The 20,289-nt window shown below is 38.2% G+C and carries 17 protein-coding genes and 1 riboswitch; of the genes, 8 read left to right on the forward strand and 9 right to left on the reverse strand.

The annotated features are described in order from the left end of the window. Positions 1–36: 36 nt before the first annotated feature. From B3D98_RS11020 to B3D98_RS11035, 4 genes are all read right to left on the reverse strand, one after another. Positions 37–1,620 (reverse strand): glutathione ABC transporter substrate-binding protein, encoded by a 1,584-nt coding sequence (locus B3D98_RS11020; RefSeq protein WP_103117391.1) that lies wholly within the window; start codon positions 1,618–1,620, stop codon positions 37–39. A gap of 482 nt (positions 1,621–2,102) precedes the next feature. Then, positions 2,103–3,455, reverse strand: a complete 1,353-nt coding sequence (locus B3D98_RS11025) for an aspartate aminotransferase family protein (protein ID WP_288582985.1) — start codon at positions 3,453–3,455, stop codon at positions 2,103–2,105. 24 nt (positions 3,456–3,479) lie between these two features. After that, entirely contained in the window at positions 3,480–5,009 is a 1,530-nt protein-coding gene (locus B3D98_RS11030) for a CoA-acylating methylmalonate-semialdehyde dehydrogenase (protein WP_288582987.1), read from the reverse strand. 23 nt (positions 5,010–5,032) lie between these two features. Further along, positions 5,033–6,445, reverse strand: coding sequence for an amino acid permease (locus tag B3D98_RS11035; protein ID WP_048393384.1), 1,413 nt, complete (start codon positions 6,443–6,445; stop codon positions 5,033–5,035). Positions 6,446–6,678: 233 nt separating this feature from the next. Between B3D98_RS11035 and B3D98_RS11040 the strand changes: the two genes are divergently transcribed. Continuing rightward, a complete protein-coding gene (locus B3D98_RS11040; RefSeq protein ID WP_288582989.1) occupies positions 6,679–8,247 on the forward strand; it encodes a PucR family transcriptional regulator in 1,569 nt (522 codons plus the stop codon). A 52-nt stretch (positions 8,248–8,299) separates the two neighbouring features. Here the strand turns inward: B3D98_RS11040 and B3D98_RS11045 are convergent, their stop codons facing one another. Beyond that, positions 8,300–9,094, reverse strand: coding sequence for a carbon-nitrogen family hydrolase (locus B3D98_RS11045; protein WP_288582991.1), 795 nt, complete (start codon positions 9,092–9,094; stop codon positions 8,300–8,302). Positions 9,095–9,190: 96 nt separating this feature from the next. On the opposite strand from B3D98_RS11045, the gene B3D98_RS11050 reads away from it, so the two are divergent. Continuing rightward, positions 9,191–10,360 carry a pyridoxal phosphate-dependent aminotransferase gene (locus B3D98_RS11050; protein ID WP_288582993.1) on the forward strand — a complete coding sequence of 390 codons (1,170 nt, stop codon included), beginning with the start codon at positions 9,191–9,193 and terminating at the stop codon, positions 10,358–10,360. A gap of 42 nt (positions 10,361–10,402) precedes the next feature. Here the strand turns inward: B3D98_RS11050 and B3D98_RS11055 are convergent, their stop codons facing one another. Then, positions 10,403–10,906, reverse strand: coding sequence for a PPC domain-containing DNA-binding protein (locus B3D98_RS11055; RefSeq protein ID WP_288582995.1), 504 nt, complete (start codon positions 10,904–10,906; stop codon positions 10,403–10,405). 122 nt (positions 10,907–11,028) lie between these two features. Then, positions 11,029–11,133: riboswitch (SAM riboswitch) on the forward strand. Between the two features lie 88 nt (positions 11,134–11,221). Between B3D98_RS11055 and B3D98_RS11060 the strand changes: the two genes are divergently transcribed. The 6 genes from B3D98_RS11060 (at position 11,222) to B3D98_RS11085 (ending at position 17,010) form a co-directional block, all read left to right on the forward strand. Next, entirely contained in the window at positions 11,222–12,052 is an 831-nt protein-coding gene (locus tag B3D98_RS11060) for a MetQ/NlpA family ABC transporter substrate-binding protein (RefSeq protein WP_066037029.1), read from the forward strand. A gap of 107 nt (positions 12,053–12,159) precedes the next feature. After that, positions 12,160–13,185, forward strand: coding sequence for a methionine ABC transporter ATP-binding protein (locus tag B3D98_RS11065; RefSeq protein WP_066037030.1), 1,026 nt, complete (start codon positions 12,160–12,162; stop codon positions 13,183–13,185). Continuing rightward, the gene (locus tag B3D98_RS11070) at positions 13,178–13,849 is read left to right on the forward strand and encodes a methionine ABC transporter permease (protein WP_048393370.1); all 672 of its coding nucleotides are present in this window, start codon (positions 13,178–13,180) and stop codon (positions 13,847–13,849) included. Before B3D98_RS11065 ends, B3D98_RS11070 begins: the two co-directional genes overlap by 8 nt. 13 nt (positions 13,850–13,862) lie before the next feature. Further along, a complete protein-coding gene (locus B3D98_RS11075) occupies positions 13,863–14,642 on the forward strand; it encodes an enoyl-CoA hydratase/isomerase family protein (RefSeq protein WP_054549103.1) in 780 nt (259 codons plus the stop codon). A 14-nt stretch (positions 14,643–14,656) separates the two neighbouring features. Next, a complete protein-coding gene (locus B3D98_RS11080) occupies positions 14,657–15,817 on the forward strand; it encodes an alpha-hydroxy acid oxidase (RefSeq protein ID WP_288582998.1) in 1,161 nt (386 codons plus the stop codon). Continuing rightward, the gene (locus tag B3D98_RS11085) at positions 15,814–17,010 is read left to right on the forward strand and encodes a CaiB/BaiF CoA transferase family protein (protein ID WP_048393363.1); all 1,197 of its coding nucleotides are present in this window, start codon (positions 15,814–15,816) and stop codon (positions 17,008–17,010) included. The genes B3D98_RS11080 and B3D98_RS11085 overlap by 4 nt, the downstream gene beginning before the upstream one ends. A gap of 133 nt (positions 17,011–17,143) precedes the next feature. Here B3D98_RS11085 and B3D98_RS11090 read toward each other — a convergent pair whose 3' ends face one another. From B3D98_RS11090 to B3D98_RS11100, 3 genes are all read right to left on the reverse strand, one after another. Further along, positions 17,144–18,343: a glycine C-acetyltransferase gene (locus B3D98_RS11090; protein WP_016992223.1), complete on the reverse strand. Its 1,200-nt coding sequence runs from the start codon at positions 18,341–18,343 to the stop codon at positions 17,144–17,146. Between the two features lie 58 nt (positions 18,344–18,401). Then, positions 18,402–19,478, reverse strand: coding sequence for a nucleotide kinase (locus tag B3D98_RS11095; RefSeq protein ID WP_288583000.1), 1,077 nt, complete (start codon positions 19,476–19,478; stop codon positions 18,402–18,404). 101 nt (positions 19,479–19,579) lie between these two features. Then, entirely contained in the window at positions 19,580–20,215 is a 636-nt protein-coding gene (locus tag B3D98_RS11100; protein WP_288583001.1) for a YczE/YyaS/YitT family protein, read from the reverse strand. Between the last annotated feature and the right edge of the window lie 74 nt (positions 20,216–20,289).

Here is a 20,289-nt window from a genome sequence, read left to right on the forward strand (position 1 = left end):
AAGGAATTGACGAGCATCAATTCCTTTTACTGTTCATTACTCCACTTTGGCATTCTTCACATCAAGCCCACCTGTAGGGTTTACTAGCACACCGCTCACATTTGAACGTACACCATATACAACTTCATCTACCCCTAAGAAAATCCAAGGTGTATCTTGATAAACGATTTCCTGTAATTTTTCATATAATTCAGCTTGGCGATCTACATCTGAAATGGAGTTAGCTTCATCCATTAATTGATCTGCCTCCGTGTTATGATAGTAAGCTGTATTTGCACCATTCGGTGGGAATGATACGCTATGGAAAAGAGGCTTTGTTGCATTCGTTATATCCGAAGCATATGCTGACCAACTCACATACCACATTTGTAATTTCGCATCATCTGGTGTTTGTGCTCCATAGATTTCGTCTGATAAAGTTCCTTCTTCCATCGATTTAATTTCTACTTTTACACCGATTTGACCTAACTGTTGTTGAATAAACTGCATACCCTTCATCGTATCCGAGTTTGTGTTCCCCCAGATTTCAATATCGAAGCCATCTGGATAGCCTGCCTCAGCCAATAATTCTTTTGCCTTTTCAATATTGTGTTCATACATTTTTTGCTGCTTATAATAAACGGTTTTGGAAGGAATAATAGAGTCTAATGGTAAACCAAGCCCTGCATTCACCACTTTTAAATAAGCATCCTTGTCCACGGCGTAGTTAAAGGCTTGTCGAACTTTAATATCATCCAAAGGTTTTTTATAGGTATTTAATGAAACGTAATGTGCAATTGTAGAAGGAACCTTATTTACCTCTACATCTTTACTATTAGAAAGCTCATCAATATTTTGTGCTGGCACAGGATAGATAACCTGAGCATCGCCCGCTTTTAGCATCGCTACGCGCGAGCCGTTTTCTGGCACTGGTTTATAGGTGATTTTAGCAACACGTTCTCCACCATCCCAATAGCCATCAAAGTTTTCAATTGTTAAATGGTCTCCTTGTACCCATTCAACAAATTTATATGGTCCTGTACCAACAGGTTTTTTAGGTATGTCTGCTGAATTTTCTTTAATCATTTTTGGACTAATCATTTTGGCAACTCCGAAACGTGTAATCATTGGTCCATATGGTTCTTTTAAAGTAACTTTAATTTCATAGTCGCCTAGGATTTCAACATCGCTGATTAAGCTAAAACCACGAGAATATAAACGTAAGCTTTCATCATTCATGATTCGTTCAATGTTGACCTTTACAGCTTCAGCATTAAACTGCTCCCCGTCATGAAAAGTAACCCCTTCTTTAAGTTTGAATGTATAGACTAGCGCGTCTTCACTAATTGAATAGTCATCTGCTAGAACCTTAATAATTTGACCATCTGCATTAAAGCCTAACAATCCTTCTAGCATTGTCTCCTGTACAGAACTCGAATTCGTATCCCCTGTGTTATGTGGATCCATTGAAATAAAGTTTTCATTTACAGCGATAACAAGTTCATTTTTTGAACTAGCTGTACCTGAATCTGTAGTAGACTTGTCCCCAGTATTTGATGCGTTAGAATTGTCTTTCTCTGCGCATGCTGCTAAAAGCAATGTACATAGAATTACAAAAACCAATTTTTTAACATAATTCATCTCATCTACTCCCTTTGTAAAAATCTATAAAAATATTTCTTAAAACTTAAATTAAGAAATATAATTACCAAAAAATATTTATTTTCTCCACTGATGAAAATAAGTAGGCAAAAAATAAACTATATTTTCTTACGATTAGACAATTCAATTCAGGAAAAATTGCTCCCTCAACTATCACAATTGCTTTTAATCAGAAAGTATAGTTCAAAATACAAGGTGTATTTATTCCACTGCTGAAAATAAATGAGTAAAAAAATATTCCCTCTCAGGACATTTTTATTATCAGAAAATTAATTATTTTTTAACAACTATAAACTATGAAATCTATTATTTCCACTATTTTTTTAATAAATTTCAGAATTTTATAATTGTTTTTATTGAACTATAATAATTATCCCTAGAGTTTTTGTTGCCCCAAAGGCCAATAATAAAAGTTCTAAAAGCCCTTATTACATGGCTTTTAGAACCTACATGAATAGTTGCTATAGCGTATTTATACTATTCACAACCACATTTAGTATGCGGTCAAGATCTTCTTGTGAAATATTAAGTGGTGGTGATAACGTTAAGACATTATTAAACCCTGCTACAGTAGCTCCATTTTTCCCAATGATGACCCCTTGCCCTTTACATGCTGCAATGACAGCATTCACTTTCTCTACAGGTAAAGGTTCTTTCGAAACTTTATCTACCACTAATTCAATTCCAATCAATAAGCCTTTGCCTCGTACATCTCCTACATTTGGGTGATGCTGTAATTCTTGTTGCAGTGTTTTTAGTGTTGCTGCACCAATTTCCTTGGAACGGTCAAATAAAGCCTCTTGCTCAAGAATCTCAATATTTTTTAATGCGACTGCACATGCCACCGGTGAGCCACCGAATGTATTTACATGGCGGAAATAGCCGTATGCATCTGATCCAGTAAACGCCTCATATATTTCACGCTTTACCGCTGTAGCTGATAATGGTAAATAGGCACTTGTAATTCCTTTGGCCATTGTAATAATATCAGGCTTTACACCATAATTCATAAATCCAAATGGCTTCCCTGTTCGACCAAAGCCACAAATAACCTCATCCACAATCATTAAAGCGCCGTGTTTTTTGCATACTTCTTCAATACCTTTTAAATAGTTTTCTGGAGGCATAATGACACCACCACCTGTAATAATAGGCTCTAAGATCATTGCTGCAATTGTATCGCCCAGCTCCCAGGTCATCGTTTTGTCTACGGCCTTTACACTCGCTAAATCTAATGGTGCAATAGTCTCACTTTCATGCTCACGATATTGATCAGGTGGTGCAACATGGATAAAGCCAGGTGATAGAGGCTCATATTTATATTTACGCTCCGCCTGCCCTGTTGCCGCTAATGCACCGAAGGAGTTCCCATGATAAGCACGGTAGCGAGAGACGATTTTATAGCGCGAGCTTTGTCCTTTTTGCTGATGGTATTGTCGAGCTATTTTAAAAGCTGTTTCATTCGCTTCTGAACCACTGTTAGAGAAGAAAATAACATAATCTCCACCAAGCATTTCATTAAGTTTTTCGGCTAGTTCCACGGCTGGTAAATGTCCCTGAGATAAAGGTGCATAAGCATTTTTCATCATTTGTTCATGGGCTGCATCCGCTAATTCTTTACGACCATAGCCAACATTGACACACCATAGCCCAGCCATCGCATCAATATATTCCACACCATCTGTATCAGTAATTCTTGCACCATCAGATTTCTCTACTACATACGTGGCTTGTGGATTATAGGGTTTCATCGAATGCCATACATATTGCTCATCCTTTGCTAATACATCACTTTTAAGATTGATCTGCGTCATCGCCAAACACCCCTCATTATTATTTTAGTTTTTCGCATCGTTATTACTTGGGAACGCAAAGGAGCTTGCTGTATCCTCTGTCTCATCGGGCCAACGTTCAGAAATCGTTTTTGCCTTTGTAAAGAACCTCGCCTGATCTGGACCAAACATATGCCCTTCACCAAACTTAGAGCGTTTCCACCCACCAAAGTTATGATAGCCAACTGGGATTGGGATTGGCACATTTACTCCTACCATACCCACCTCTATTTCTTCTTGGAATTTACGCGCTGCCGCACCACTGCTTGTAAACATTGTGACACCATTGCCAAGCTCATGATCATTTATTAAATCAATAGCCTCTTGTAGTGAATCAACCCCTACTACAATACGTGCTGGACCAAAGACCTCCTCTTTGAAGATCGTCATTTTTGGTGTGACATGATTAAGTAATGTAGGACCAAGATAAAAACCATTTGACGATTCACATACTTTTGGATTTCTTCCGTCGATGACAAGATTCGCTCCTTCACTGACTGCCCCATCGATATAACGTATAATCGTTTCCTTTAATTGTTTAGTGATAACAGGACCAAAATCGACGTCTTGCTCTGTATAAGGCCCTACCTTTAGTTCGGAAATTTTATTTTTCAATATTTCCGTAAATCGTTGCTCCGTATCCTTCCCTACAACGAGTGCACCAGAAATAGCCATGCAACGCTGAGATGCTGCGCCATATGCTGCTCCTAAAAAGGCATTTGCTGTCTGTTCTAAATTGGCATCAGGCATAACAATCATAAAGTTCTTTCCACCACCAAATGCAGCGACTCGTTTATTGTGCTTTGTCCCAGTTTGATAGATATATTCAGCAACAGGCGTTGAGCCAACAAATGAAATTGCTTGAATCTCTTTATTTTCTAATAGTTCATCGACTGCCTCTTTATCTCCATTAACCACTGTCCAAATACCGTCTGGTAGACCTGCCTCTTTCCATAATTGGCTCAAATATAATGCTGAAATAGGTACACGTTCAGATGGCTTTAGAATAACTGCATTTCCTACCGCAACAGCCATACTTGTAATAGCCAGTGGTACCATAACAGGGAAATTAAATGGTGCAATGGTTGCTACTACACCAAGAGGCGATTTGGCAGAAAAAGCATTAATATTTCCACCTACATTGACGGAATACTCTCCTTTTAGCATTTGTGGGGCACTGATCGCCATATCCACAGATTCAATACCACGAACAATTTCACCTTTCGCATCTTCCTTAGTTTTTCCACTTTCTTGGCAAATCACATTGATAAGTTCTTCCTGTCTTTCTACTAACAGCTGACGGAAACGATGTAGCACTTCTACCCGCTTCCCAATTGATGTTTTTTTCCATGCTGGAAAGACTTCCTTAGCTAACTGAATAGCATGCTTTACCTCGGCTCTTGAAGCAAGGGGTACTCTTGCAATAACCTCACCTGTTGACGGATTATATACTTCAGAGAATCTGTTACTTGTACCTACTACCTCTTCTCCTTTGATAAAATGTGTTAGCGTTTTCATTTCTTGTTGAACTGTCATAATGGACCACTCCTTTATTCGTCTTATTGTTCAAAATCAAACTTGTCTTTTGTGAAAAGGGAACTTGATTCATCGGCTTGTTTGATCACCTTTTTCTTTTGAGTCAGCATATAGAAAATCATCACAATGGCCACAATAACGCATGTAAATAAAATTTGTGAGCGCATAGACTCTATAAAGAACATCGCAATGAGTAATGCTGTTGTTGCTACTATTGTTAAATATGTTAAATATGGAAATAGCCACATTTTCACCTTTAATAGCTCTGGATTTTCTTGCTCAATCTTCCGTCGCATTCTTAACTGTGAAAAGGCAATGATTAAATAAAGAATCAACGTAATAGCACTACAAGAACTTAATAAAAACATAAATACTTTATCTGGCGACACATAGTTCATAATGACCGCAATATATGAGAAAAATGTTGCGGCAAGTATGGCATTAACAGGTGCACCATTTTTATTTAATTTTAAAAATGCCTTTGGTGCTTCTCCTTTTTCCGCTAAAGAAAATACCATTCTTGATGTAGCATAAAGTGCTGAATTTAGGCATGATAATACAGCAGTTAAAACAACAAAATTCATAATTTGTGCGGCTGCAGGAATACCAATATAATCAAGTACCGCTACATAAGGACTTGTTAAAATATCTGAGGAATGCCAAGGCAATAGCGTCACTACAACTGCAATAGAGCCTACATAGAAAATTAAAATACGCCAAGTAATAGAATTGGTAGCTTTTGTGACAGCGGCTAACGGTTCATCCGATTCACCAGCAGCAATCGCAACGATTTCTGTCCCCATAAATGAAAAAATAACGATAACGACACCCATTAGAACAGCGCCAAAACCATTTGGCAAAAAACCACCCTGTTCAACTAAATTGGTCATACCAACAGCATTAAAGTTTGGAGCAATACCAAAGATAATAAAAGCACCAAGACCTAGAAAAACGACTATACTTGCAACCTTAATAAGAGAGAACCAATACTCAAACTCACCAAAAGCTTTGACAGAAAGAACATTTGTTAATGTAAGTGCTACAGTTAATAACAGACTTAAAAGCCATAAAGGAATCCCATCGTACCAATATTGAATAATGGCAGCTGCTGCTGTTGCCTCTAAAGCAATGGCAATCACCCAGAAAAACCAGTACAACCATCCAATCATAAAACCTGCCCACGGACCAATGGCTTCATGTGCATAGTGAGCAAACGATCCACTCGTTGGATTGACTGCCGCCATCTCACCTAGCATACGCATAACTAATACAACGATAATTCCTGCAAATATATACGATAAAATTGCCCCTGGACCAGCTAGGTTAATGACCGAGCCACTCCCCATAAATAGTCCAGCACCGATTACACCGGCAATCGCAATCATCGTCATATGCCGCTTCTTTAATCCTCTTTGTAAATGCGTTTGTTGTCCCATATCTGTCACCCCTTTTAGTAGATTGCTTGATCGCTTACAAAAATCTTACATCTTTCATAACGTTGAAGTAATAGACAAACTGTAAAATTCTATACTTTTGTTTTATACATAATGTAAAATAGACTAAATATTCTTAAAATAATTTTTAAACGATTTTATGAGTAAATTTTTAGCACCAAGCAGAAATTATTGAATTCTAACCACAGACACGTATGTCAAAAGGAGGGGCAAAAATGAGCCCATTTCAACTAAAAGTACTAGACGTTTTACAGAATAAATATTTTCTAAATGCAGAGGTAGTTGCAGGTCATGAGGGATTAACAAGGAGCGTTAAATGGGTACATGTACTAGAAATCATACATGTTGATAATTTTTTAGTTGGTGAAGAGTTAGTATTAACTACAGGGCTTAGTCTCCAACATAGTATTGAGGACTTTGTATCCTTTATAGAAGCCATCATTCAAAAAAATTGTGCTGCCCTTTGTATTGAATATGGCACCTCTATTCAAGCAGTTCCTGAAGCGATTTTAACACTTGCCAACCGCCACCAGTTTCCTATTATTGTTTTCCATGAAGCAGTTCCTTTTGTTCGTATTACACAGGATTTACATAGTCAAATTATCAATCAGCAATATCTATTGATTTCTTCACTAGAAGCTTACTCACAAACATTGAACAAAAATGCAGTATTGGGACAAAATACGGACGATATTTTACAAAATATGTATAATGAATTGAAAATACAAATTATGTTTTCCATTAAGGGAAGAGAACCTGTCTTTTTCCCGAATATGGTTCATAAAAAGCGGCAGCAATTCCTAACATTGAATACATCGTCTCAGCAATTTAAACATGAGCCTATTTTTCTATTTGATCAACATTATGCCGATTTATCAATTTATCGAGAAGATGGGCTTTTCTCCGAATTTGAATTATTAATATTAGATCGCACGGCAACAGCGTTGGCACAGCTTTTAATGCGAGAGTTCTATATTGAGGAAAAAAAGAATATTGAGGATGCTTCGATTTTAGCTGATTGGATTGATCAAAAACTATCTAAGGAGGAAATCTATAAATTTATCGTTACACATTATACTAACTATACACAATCCAGTGGCACTGTCTTTATTTTGGCTTCTCCTAATACGTTGACAAAGGCACAGGAGGATGTAGTCTATAGTAAGCTTTATTATCGTAATCTCTTTGAGCAACATGGCTTTATTCCATTTTTATTTGAAAGAAAAAGCTATGTTATTTTTATTTTACTGCATACAAAAGATAGTAAAGCCATTCGTGATATGCTAAACAACATGTTTTCCTCTTTGGTCAAAACTGAATTTTATAAAAAGCAGCAGGCACAAGGTTATCAGATAGCTATTGGGAAGGTCGTTTGTGATGTAGATGAAATTCCTAAAAGTTATCAAACTGCACTAGAAACCTTATATATTTGTCGAAAAGTACAAACGTCCTCGTTCTTTTATGATGATCTGCATTTATATCATTTAATCTATAAATTACAAATGCAGGTGGATTTACAGGAAGTGATTTACGACTATTTACAGCCCGTTATTGAATACGATGAAAAATATAATAGTAAGCTTCTCGAAACATTGCAGGTGTATTTACAAACAAATGGCTCTAAACAGCAAACAGCGAATCAATTGTTTATTGTTCGTCAAACACTCTATCACCGCTTAAAAAAGCTTGAAAGTTTACTTGGTAAAAATTTTATGAACGGGCATAACCGCATTACACTTGAATTTATGCTACTAGCCAATTCATTGATCGAGGATAAGAGCTAGAAAAAAGTTGGCACGCTTAAAAGGCTATCTCCCCTCCTAAGCGTGCCCTTTATTACCCTTTCACAACTACATCGTGATACAATCCAGGTCTACGATCATCGTAAACAGGAATTCTTCTACGTACTTCATCGACAATAGAAAAGTCTACATCGATCACTGCTACTTCCTCGTCCTCAGCACCTACCCATAATACTTCTCCCCAAGGCTGAATAATCATAGACTGCCCATTAAAATTTTCTACCTTTTTCGAAATACGATTTACTGCAATCACAAAGCATTGATTTTCAATTGCACGAGCCTGTAGCAACGTTTTCCAATGGTCAATCCTCGGAGTTGGCCACTGCGCTGGTACAAATAATACCTTTGCTCCTTGTAATGCATGTGCACGTAACCATTCTGGAAAGCGAATATCATAGCAAATGACACCAGCAGCTTCAATATCATCTAAAGCAAAACGATTCATTTCATCCCCTGCTTCCAAGTAAAGATGCTCGTCCATTAAACGGAAAAGATGTGCCTTGCTATATTCCCCAACTAGTTCTCCATTACGATCAAAGGTATACATCGTATTATAAAATTTATCGCCTTTCTTTGTTGAAACAGAGCCCCCTACAATATGTACATCAAGTTCCTTAGCAAGTTTAGCCAAAAAGGCCTTTGTCCGCTCACCATTGATATCTGCTAGCTCAGGTAGTTTCTCTAAAGCATAGCCTGTATTCCACATTTCAGGTAACACTATGATTTCTGCCCCATTTTTTGCAGCTTCACGAATCTTATCCTCGGCACGTTCAAAATTTTCTTCAACTTTGTCAAAGCCAATATTTAATTGAATACAACCGATTTTCATCTCTATTCCTCCTCTAGACAATTAACAGAAAAAGTAATACTATTTGCTTCATATTCTTCAATAATAATTATTATATTCTGAAAAAGGTGATCATGCATGGAATTCTCTAAAAAACTACAGCAACTACCCACTCAATTTTTTGCAGCACTCGTTCAAAAAGTAAATTTGGCTCTAGAAGAAGGGCGTGATGTCATTAACCTTGGGCAAGGAAATCCCGATCAGCCAACGCCTATTCACATCATTCAAGCATTACAGGAAGCAGCTGAAAATCCTCACAACCACAAATATTCACCATTTAGAGGTCTCGCTGAATTACGCCAAGCTGCTGCGGACTTTTATCAACGTGAATATCAGGTAGAACTAAATCCAGATACAGAGGTAGCGATTCTTGGTGGAACAAAAATTGGTCTAGTTGAGCTACCTTTAGCTGTGTTAAACCCTGGTGACACGATGCTCTTACCAGATCCTGGATATCCAGATTACCTATCAGGTGTTGTACTAGGAGACGTCAATTTTGAAGTAATGCCCCTTTTTGCTGAAAATGATTTCTTACCTGATTATCATGCATTACCTGATGAAGTGAAAGAAAAAGCAAAGCTTCTTTACTTAAATTACCCGAACAACCCTACAGGTGGTACAGCATCACTTGCGTTTTTTGAAGAGACCGTTCGCTTTGCGAAGGAGCACAATATTATCGTATCACATGATTTTGCTTATGGGGCAATAGGATTTGACGGTAATAAACCAGTTAGCTTCCTTCAAGCAAAGGGTGCAAAAGAAGTAGGAGTTGAAATGTATACATTATCGAAAACCTATAATATGGCTGGCTGGCGTATAGGCTTCGCTGTAGGAAATGCTGAGATTATTGCTGCTATTAATCTAATTCAGGATCATCTGTTTTGTAGTCAATTCCCTGCCATTCAACAAGCTGCAGCAGTAGCACTGACGGCTTCCCAGCAATGTACGGATGAACTACGAGCTACTTATGAGCGTCGCCGCAATGTACTCATTGAAGAAGCTCGAAGAATTGGCTGGCATGTTACGGCTCCAAAAGGCTCCTTCTTCGCATGGCTCCCTGTACCACTAGGCTATACAAGTGAACAGTTTGCTGATCTTTTGCTCGAAAAAGCTGATATCGCTGTAGCAGCAGGTAATGGCTTCGGTCAATATGGTGAAGGCTATGTACGCGTAGGATTGCTGGTTAGTGAGGAGCGCTTACGTGAAGCAATCCATAGAATCGAGCAATTACAATTGTTTAAAAGATAATGACGCCGTATCCTGTAGCTATCACTAGCTACAGGATTATTACTATTTTTCAATTTTCCTTGGTTGCCCTAAACCATTTTCTAATGGATAAAATTGAACATGACCTGTTTCATCATCCCATTTTCGAATATGTTGAATTCCTTGTACCTCTGCCAACACGATGTCAGCAGTAATAACAGGGTTGCCCCCTTTTATTAAATGCCCACCTGATACAACACCCCATTGATCGCTCATAGAACCATGGATATGTGTCTCATATCCACCATCTCGTTTACACACCACACCTGAACCTTGAATAAATTCTAATGGTCCCTCTTTTTCAATCACATCACTAAAACGAACATGAATTTGAGCTGTTGCATCTGGCACTAAATAAACAAAGCTGCTTTTTTGAAAGCTGCCAATACAGCTTACAATTGTTGCTGACTCTATGCTATTCTCTTCGCAAAGCGCTTCAATCCCTTCAATGATATCTGTTCCCGTTAGAAAACGAGCACTAATAACCTTACCAAATGAACCTATACCATAATTAACTCTTATAGACATTGTAATCCCTCTTTTGCGTCGAAATATTATAATTATATAAAAAATTTAAAAATTATTTATTGACTTACTATACCCTATAAATTATATTAGTTCTATCGGAATTACAAAAAAATATTATAAATCTCTTATCAAGAGTAGCTGAGGGACTGGCCCTATGAAGCTCGGCAACCTCCTTTTTAAAGGAAGGTGCTAAATCCTGCAAACGAAATTCGTTTGATAGATAAGAGAGGACATCTTTTCATGAGCCTCTCTTAATTTGTAAGAGAGTTTTTTTATTTTCAAAAAACCGATAAAAACAATCTTGGAGGTATTATCATGAAAAAGAAAAATAAATTTTTAGTAGGATTAGCAAGTCTAACATTAGTAGCAGCTTTAGCAGGCTGTGGCTCTAAAGAAGATAGTAAAAGCCAAGCTGAAGGAATTGATGAAAAGAAAATCGTTGTAGGCGTCACTTCTGGTCCACACGAACAAATTGCAGAAGTAGCCGCTAAAGTAGCAAAAGAAAATGGGCTAGAAGTTGAACTAAAATCATTTTCTGACTATGTTTTACCTAATACATCCTTAGCTGAAGGTGATCTTGATGCGAACAGCTATCAACACGAGCCTTTCCTAGATACATTTAATAAAGACCATGATACAGATTTAGTACCAGTGGGCAAGACGATTTTAAATCCAATGGGTATCTACTCAGAAAAATATAAATCCTTTGATGACATTCCTGAAGGTGCAACGTTTGGCTTACCAAACGACCCAACGAATGGAGCGCGTGCCCTCTTTGTTTTACAGGAAGCTGGCTATATTAAGTTAAAAGAGGGTGCAGACTTAACAGCCTCGATCCGTGATGTAGAAGAAAACAAAAAGAATTTAAAATTCATTGAATTAGAGGCGGCTCAAATTCCTAAACAACTTAGTGAGGTAGATGTAGCAGCTATTAATACAAACTTTGCATTAGAAGCTGGTATTAATCCTAAAGATGACTCTATTTTATTGGAATCTACTGATTCTCCATACGTGAACTATATTGTTGTACGTGCTGAAAATGAAAATGATCCAACAATTAAAAAGTTCGTTGAGGCTTACCAATCTGACGAAGTGCGTCAATTCATCGAAGAGGAATTCAAAGGTTCTGTAATCCCTAGCTGGTAATATGTTCAGAAAGCTTCTATAAAGCCGAAGAATCTGCTGAAATTCCCCAATGGGAAGACGAGCAGATTCTTGCTTTTTAGAAGGTTGAGAAAGGAGCAAACAATTGCATGATTCAATTACAAAATATCTCAAAAGAATTTAAGTCGAAAAAAGGCATCATAAAAGCTGTGGATGGCATCAATCTTCACGTAAAAAAGGGACAAATTCATGGTGTAATAGGCTATAGTGGTGCTGGTAAAAGTACACTCATTCGTTGCGTTAATCTACTAGAACGTCCTACAGCAGGAAAAGTAGTGATAGACAATGTAGACATTACGACCCTTTCTCTTCACGAATTACGTCAAACACGCCAAAAAATCGGGATGATCTTCCAGCACTTTAATCTCTTAAAAACAGCAACAGTTTACAATAATATTGCAGTTCCCTTAAAGCTACTAGGCTATAAAGAGGCGGAAGTAAAAAACCGAGTAGCTAAGTATGCTGAAATTGTCGGTTTAACAGATAAACTAGATAGTTACCCAAATCAACTTTCAGGTGGTCAAAAACAGCGTGTGGCTATTGCACGTGCCTTAGCACAGGAACCAGAGATTTTACTTAGCGACGAAGCAACAAGTGCACTTGATCCAGAGACAACGGAAGCCATTCTTGAATTGTTGTTAAAAATTAATCGTGAATTAGGCATTACGATTCTGCTCATCACACATGAAATGAATGTAATTCAAAAAATTTGCGATGAGGTTTCTGTTCTAGAATCAGGGAAAGTTGTGGAATTTGGCACAGCGATTGAACTTTTTGCGAAACCGAAGCACCCTACAACGCGAAAGTTTTTGAATACAATTTCACAACGTAATTTATCCCCTTCTCTTATTGAGCAATTAAATGTTTCAGGAAGTGTAATCCGTTTAACATTCCTTGGTGAAAGTACTGGTAAGCCATTATTAGCAGAAGTCACTAAGGTATATGATGTGCAACCAAATATTTTAACAGCTAATATTATTGAATTAAAAAACGGTATTGTCGGCAATATTGTGGTGCATTTACATGGCGAAACGCAGATTGTCCAAAAGGCGTTAACGTATTTTTCAGAAAATGGCGTGGCAGTGGAAGAATTAGGAGGTGCGTTCAATGAGTAGTATCCAAAGCTTCTTTACAGATTGGTCAGATGTTATTGGCAAAGCAATTATCGAAACATTTCAAATGGTCGGAATTTCATTATTTTTCTCCATTCTGATTGGCATTCCATTAGGGCTATTAATCGTTTTAACACGACCAGGACAATCCTTTGAAAATAAATTTTTCTATCAGTTTTTTAATCTATTTATCAATATTGTTCGCTCTGTTCCATTTATCATTTTACTATTCTTCATCTTACCTTTTACCAAGTTAATTGTAGGTACAACAATTGGTGTTAAAGGTGTAATCGTTCCACTAGTTGTTTACACAGCTCCTTATATTGCACGACTGATGGAGTCTGCGCTTTTAGAAGTGGATTCCGGAGTAGTAGAAGCCTACACAGCCATGGGTATTAAACGTCGCCATATCATTTGGCATGTCCTATTACGTGAAGCGCGACCATCTATTATTTTAGGCTTAACAATTGCCACAATAGGATTAATTGGTGCAACAGCAATGGCAGGAATGGTTGGTGCTGGCGGTTTAGGTGACCTTGCCTATCGTTATGGTCATTTGCGCTATGAGGTTGATGTGATGTATGCAACTGTCTTTATCTTAATCATCCTTGTGCAGAGCATTCAATCCATTGGTAACCGCTTCGCCGCGAAGTTGAAAAAAGATTAAGAGGAGAATGAAGATGACAAACGAAATTTATGTAGAGAAAAGTGGCTATATTGCAACGTTAGTATTAAACCGCCCGGATAAACGGAATTCTTTATCAAGGGCAATGTTTCAAGCCATAGTAGACCAACTAGAGCTGCTCCGTATAGATTCTTCCATCAAACTTTTAATTGTTCGCGGTGTCAATGAAGTAGCCTTTTCTTCCGGTGCAGATATTAGCGAGTTTTTAGATGTTCGTTATGCTACAGACAATGCTAAAGCCTATAATGAATTGGCTCTAAAGGCGATCGATACTCTCTATAAATTTCCACACCCGACAATTGCTATGATTCAGGGCTTAGCAATTGGTGGTGGCTTAGAGTTAGCAAATGCTTGTGATTTTAGAATAGCAACGCCTAAGAGTAAGCTAGGCATTACCGCTGCAAACATAGGTATTGTCTATAATTTAGAAAGCACGAAACGTCTCATCAATATTGTTGGTGTCGCTAAGGCAAAGGAAATTTTGTACACAGCTACTATTTTTACAGCTGAAGAAGGAAAAAATATTGGTTTAATTACGGCCCTACACGAACCAGAGGAAATTGATGAGGCGACATTGCAATTCGCTGAACATTTATTAAGTAAATCATCCATTGCAAACGCAGGCATCAAAAAAATTATCCAAGCAATTGTTGATGGTGAAATTGAAGAAAACGATGAGCTGGCACAGTTAGTTTTGGATTCATTTAGTTCAGACGATTATAACGAAGGTATTCAAGCCTTTTTAAATAAAAGAAAGCCTATTTTCAATAAATAAGTGAGGTAGTAACGATGACAAACATAACTGATGGCGATCTACTCTTAAAAAATATAACTGCACAAGCCTCCTTCCCCATTTGCTTTGCAGATTTAGAAAAGGCCGTAGCGGAAAAAATCGAAGCTGGCCCTTTTGGCTACATCCGTTCAGGTGCTGGCGGTGAACAAACACTGCGCAATAATCGTGCAGCTTTTGAGAAGTATTCCATTGTTCCCCGATTTTTAAATGATGTGTCAAACGTTGATACATCGGTTCATTTGTTTGGTAAAACATATCCAACTCCTTTGCTTTTTGCTCCTGTGGGCATGAACGGAATGGTTCACGATGAAGGTGAGCTTGCCGTTGCACGTGCCGCCCAGTTTTTAAATATCCCTTATATACAAAGCACTGTGTCCACTTTTGCTCTTGAAGAAGTTGCTCAAGCTGCGCCTTCTGCAACAAAATGGTTTCAATTATATTGGTCTACTAATGAAGAAATTGCTTTTAGCATGGCTGCACGTGCGGAGGGAGCTGGATTTGAAGCGATCGTTTTAACTGTCGACACCGTAATGCTAGGCTGGCGTGAAGAAGATGTACGCAATCAATTTTCACCATTGAAGCTAGGCTATGCAAGAGGAAATTATATGAATGATCCCGTTTTTACAGCCACTTTACCTGATGATTCATTCGAGTCCTACGTACAAGGTGTCTTGCAAAATGTCTTCCACCCAACACTTAATTGGGAACATGTTCGAGAGCTAAAAAAACGTACCAACCTTCCTATATTATTGAAGGGAATTTTACATCCTGAAGATGCAAAACATGCTATCGACAATGGTATTGATGGCATTATTGTATCAAACCATGGTGGCCGTCAATTAGATGGTGTGATTGGTTCACTTGATGCCCTTCCTGCTATTGTGAAAGTTGTGAATGGACAAATTCCTATTATATTAGATAGTGGTGTATATCGTGGCATGGATGCCTTAAAAGCACTTGCTTTAGGAGCGAATGCAGTTGCAATTGGACGTCCTTTCGTCTATGGACTAGCCCTTGAGGGACAACAAGGTGTCGAAAAGGTGATGACCAATCTTTATGATGAATTAAAGGTTTCTATCGCATTAGCCGGTGCTACCTCTGTCAAAGGATTACGCAACATCACATTAGTCAAACAGGATGGGACTGAGGGTAAATGAAACAAGCATTACAAGGATTAAAGGTTATCGATTTATCACAAGTCTTAGCAGGTCCCTATTGCACCATGGTATTAGCAGATATGGGTGCAGAAGTTATCAAAATTGAAAAATACCCAAATGGAGACGATACCCGTACAATGGGTCCATTCGTTAATGAAGAAAGTCATATGTATATGATGGTTAATCGTAATAAAAAAGGTGTCTGCATCAATTTAAAAACGACTGAAGGACTGACTTTATTTAAAGAATTGATTCAATCTGTTGATGTACTTGTGGAAAATTATCGACCAGGTGTCACGAAAAAGCTTGGTATTGATTATGACACATTAAAAGCCATCAATCCTGGCCTAATTTACTGCTCTATTTCTGGTTATGGTCAAACAGGTCCTTATAGTCAAAAGGGTGGCTATGATATTATGGCTCAGGGTCTGAGTGGCTTAATGCATATGACAGGTGAAGCAGATGGACGACCTGTAAAAGTTGGCTTTGCGGTGAATGATATTGCTGCTGCACAAACAGCCTTACAATCGATTTTAATGGCCTATATTTATAAGCTTCGTAGTGGTGAAGGTCAATATATTGATGTGTCCTTAGTGGAGTCAGGTCTTGCGTGGACTGTTTGGGAGGCCGCTGCTTACTTCGGAAAGGGTGAGTTACCTGAGCGAACAGGAACCGCCCATCGTGTGTCTGCGCCCTATCAAGGTTTCAAAACACAGGATGACTATATTCTAGTAGGTGCTGGCAATCAAAAGCTATGGGAGATTTTTGCGGCAAAGGTTGTCAATCGACCTGATTGGTTAGACAATCCTCTCTTTGCTACCAACTATTCACGTGCCCAACATGTGAGGGAGCTGGAAGCAGAAATTGAAAGCGAGCTAATTAAGCATAAGGCTATCTACTGGCTCGAACTATTAGATAAGCATGGTGTACCATCTAGTCCAATCTATTCTTATGACCAAACATTGAATGACCCTCATATACTAGAGCGTGGCATGGTACTGTCCTATGAGCATCCGACTGCTGGACCAATGAGAACATTGGGCTTCCCAGCTAAGTTTTCACAAACACCTGGACAGCTAACAAGTGCAGCACCCACTTTAGGACAACATAATGAAGAAATTTTACAGGCATTAAATATTTCTGATCAAGCTATTCAACAGCTCAAGGCAGGCAAAATAATTGGGTCAAAATAAAGTGATTGTCTATTTTTAGATCGCCCTATCAGTTAGATTTAAGCTTCTATCGGTCACTTTTTTGATTCTATCCTTCACTTTTTCTTTTCTATCATGCAAAAAAGGCTTCCCCATTCATGAGGAAGCCTTTTTCTTATTGAATAACGCCTAATTCACGACCAACCTTCTCGTAAATCGCAATTGCATCATCAAGCATTTCTTTTGTATGTGCCGCTGTTGGCATATTCCGAACGCGACCTGTACCTTTTGGAACTGTTGGGAAGACAATTGATTTTGCATAAACGCCTTCTTCAAATAAACGTTTTGAAAATTCCTGTGTTAACTTTTCATCCCCAATGATGCATGGTGTAATTGGTGTCTCAGACGCACCAATATTAAAGCCAAGCTTCTCAAGCCCCGCTTTTAAATAATTTCCATTATCCCACAGCTTATCGTGTAGCTCTGTTGAATCAATCAGCATTTGCACGGCTGCTGTAATAGCGGCTACATCACCTGGTGGTAATGCTGTTGAGAATAGGAATGGGCGTGAGCGAACTTTTAGCCAATCAATTAAATTTTTCTTACCTGCTACATAGCCACCTACTACACCAATGGCTTTTGATAATGTACCAATTTGGAAATCAATTTCTTTTTCTAATCCAAAATGCTTCACAGTTCCTTTTCCTTTACCTGTTACACCCGAACCATGTGCATCATCCACATACGTGATTAAATCAAACTCTTTAGCTATTTCCACAATTTCAGGTAATTTAGCAATATCACCATCCATTGAGAAGACACCATCTGTGATAACCATGATTTTATTGTATAAACCTGATTCCTTTGCTGCCTTTGCCTTTGCACGTAAATCCTCCATATCAGAGTGATTAAACGCGATGATTTTTGCCTTTGATAAGCGACATCCATCAATAATAGAGGCATGGTTTAATTGATCAGATAGAATGGCATCATTTTTATCCATTACAGCCGAAATAGCTGCCATATTACAATTAAATCCAGATTGATAAGAAATAGCCGCTTCTGTTCCTTTAAATTCAGCAAGCTTTTCTTCTAATTTTACGTGCAAGTCAAGTGTCCCGTTGATTGTACGAACAGCACCTGCTCCAACACCGTATTTATCAATTGTCTCTTTGGCAATACGCTTTAATTCTTCATTTGTTGCTAAACCAAGATAGTTGTTAGAGGATAAGTTAACAAGATTTTTGCCACGGACCTGAATAATTGGGCCATTTGCTCCCTCTACTGGATCGATTTCATTGTATAAGCCCTGTTCATGTAAGGCTTGTAGGTTTTCATCTAAAAATGCATTCAATACTTTTGACAAGCGTATCATCCTTTCCTAGGAAAACTGTTCTCGCTCCTAGTTTAGCACATGCAAGCCATTAGCTACATTACTTTGTTAATCTTTCGAATAGTGGCGCTGTTTTTTCGCGCCATAAAGAAGCCGATAGACAATTATCTAATAAACGACGAACGGTATATTCAGCTTCTGCATATCGTTTGGAATGGCCCATCGCATCCTGTATAGCTTCTTTGTATTGTGCTCGCACTGCCTCGATCGCAGTTTCTGCTTCCTCTGACAGCGCACAATGTTGACCAATATCAAATATCTTATCTCCTAACCTACCATCCTCTGGATCAAAGATATGAGGCTCTGTGCTATCAAAAATACAGAAATTAAGCTCTGGGATAATGACCATATCTACAGATCCCGCATCTAAGCCACACCAAACAATTTGTGCATCAAGCCCTCTTGCATTTGCTTCATCGGCTAAGCTTTTCATTAGTGAAGATTTGCCTGTACCTGGCTTACCTTTAATCATGAAGCGAGTCGTGATACTTTTGGTGATACTATCCACTGTATTTTCCGCACCTCTAGGAGTTAGCGTTCCCAGTAAACGATGTGTCCGCATACCTGTTTTATTCAGAATAATAGATTGGAACACTTCCGACTTTAAATTTTCCACCTGTTCATTTAATGCCTGCCAGTTCATACAGCTTTGTGTGATAACCTCCCAGTCATCATGTAGCTTGATTGCTTGATCCAGTTTCGCTATGCATTTTTCACGCCATGTTGCACGCTCATGCATCGCCTCTGCAAGCTGTTCTCCAACCTTTTTAAGCTGTATGTCTTCTAAGCATTCATAGAAAGACATGACACGATGCTTTGTACCGAGTAAAGTTGGCTCGATATTCCACTCAGATGCCCATACAAAAAGTCTGTTACAGCCTTTTATATAAACGGCCTCAACAACCTCCTCTAATAAAGCATGCTTAAACCACTCGACAGCAAAGCCCTGTTTCACATAGAAGTATCCTAGTTCTTTTAACAGTTCTGAACCTTTAAATGTGGCAGGCCCTTGCAAAAAATAAACGAGAGACGCCTCTTCCATCATTTCTTTATATAAATGCTTCACACCTTGGCCAGTCAATGCGTGTCCAAAATAATACGTTACATTTCCGTTCAAATGTCGTTCCTCCTTTAGCTTGTGCCCTGCATTATATGAAAGAACGCTAAAAAAAATGAAAAGCTACTTCTATCCTTTACAGATATAAGTAGCTTCTTAGTTTAATAGAATGGCTTCATGCCCTCTATATTTCCAATACATTTCATCAATATTTTACGACAATACGGTAATGAATATTGCACAATATAGCCTGAAGTTAAGGCGATCAATACCGTCCCTACTCCAACTGGTCCTCCTAGAAGCCAGCCAACAATGGTTACAAGTACTTCAATTCCCATTCTTGCTGTTTTAATAGATCCACCAAACTTTTCGACAAGTATCATCATTAAGGTATCCCTTGGTCCTGCGCCCATATTCGGTGCAATATACATCCCACAGCCAAAGCTCAAAACAAATAAGCCAATAATAAAATATGTAATTTGTAAGCCATATACATCCGTTGAGGGCAACATCCAATTAAATACATCAATAAACGAGCCAATTAACAGCATATTGAGCCAAGTACCTAACTTTGGCCATTGACGCAATACAATGGATGTTGAACCAACTATAAAGAATCCTGTTACAATAGACCATGTGCCAATACTTAACCCAAAATTTTGAAATAGACCTATATGTAAAACATCCCATGGGCTTGTGCCAACAATTTTCCCCTTTATCGACATCGTGATGCCAAGTGACATCACCATTAAGCCACCAATAAAAAAGGTCCAACGCCACCCCATTATTCTACGCATATCTTATCCTTCTCTCTTTGAATAATATTGCTATTACTGTATCATACTTTCAACCAAAATTAAGCTATAGTGCT

The organism is Lysinibacillus sp. UBA5994, from assembly GCF_002429725.1.
GTDB classification, from domain to species: domain Bacteria; phylum Bacillota; class Bacilli; order Bacillales_A; family Planococcaceae; genus Lysinibacillus; species Lysinibacillus capsici.

Bases quoted from the DNA above. Each gene is read 5' to 3' on its own strand.
- B3D98_RS11020 (WP_103117391.1), bottom strand. From the start codon at position 1,620: ATGAATTATGTTAAAAAATTGGTTTTTGTAATTCTATGTACATTGCTT.
- B3D98_RS11025 (WP_288582985.1), bottom strand. From the start codon at position 3,455: ATGACGCAGATCAATCTTAAAAGTGATGTATTAGCAAAGGATGAGCAA.
- B3D98_RS11030 (WP_288582987.1), bottom strand. From the start codon at position 5,009: ATGACAGTTCAACAAGAAATGAAAACGCTAACACATTTTATCAAAGGA.
- B3D98_RS11035 (WP_048393384.1), bottom strand. From the start codon at position 6,445: ATGGGACAACAAACGCATTTACAAAGAGGATTAAAGAAGCGGCATATG.
- B3D98_RS11040 (WP_288582989.1), top strand. From the start codon at position 6,679: ATGAGCCCATTTCAACTAAAAGTACTAGACGTTTTACAGAATAAATAT.
- B3D98_RS11045 (WP_288582991.1), bottom strand. From the start codon at position 9,094: ATGAAAATCGGTTGTATTCAATTAAATATTGGCTTTGACAAAGTTGAA.
- B3D98_RS11050 (WP_288582993.1), top strand. From the start codon at position 9,191: ATGGAATTCTCTAAAAAACTACAGCAACTACCCACTCAATTTTTTGCA.
- B3D98_RS11055 (WP_288582995.1), bottom strand. From the start codon at position 10,906: ATGTCTATAAGAGTTAATTATGGTATAGGTTCATTTGGTAAGGTTATT.
- B3D98_RS11060 (WP_066037029.1), top strand. From the start codon at position 11,222: ATGAAAAAGAAAAATAAATTTTTAGTAGGATTAGCAAGTCTAACATTA.
- B3D98_RS11065 (WP_066037030.1), top strand. From the start codon at position 12,160: ATGATTCAATTACAAAATATCTCAAAAGAATTTAAGTCGAAAAAAGGC.
- B3D98_RS11070 (WP_048393370.1), top strand. From the start codon at position 13,178: ATGAGTAGTATCCAAAGCTTCTTTACAGATTGGTCAGATGTTATTGGC.
- B3D98_RS11075 (WP_054549103.1), top strand. From the start codon at position 13,863: ATGACAAACGAAATTTATGTAGAGAAAAGTGGCTATATTGCAACGTTA.
- B3D98_RS11080 (WP_288582998.1), top strand. From the start codon at position 14,657: ATGACAAACATAACTGATGGCGATCTACTCTTAAAAAATATAACTGCA.
- B3D98_RS11085 (WP_048393363.1), top strand. From the start codon at position 15,814: ATGAAACAAGCATTACAAGGATTAAAGGTTATCGATTTATCACAAGTC.
- B3D98_RS11090 (WP_016992223.1), bottom strand. From the start codon at position 18,343: ATGATACGCTTGTCAAAAGTATTGAATGCATTTTTAGATGAAAACCTA.
- B3D98_RS11100 (WP_288583001.1), bottom strand. From the start codon at position 20,215: ATGCGTAGAATAATGGGGTGGCGTTGGACCTTTTTTATTGGTGGCTTA.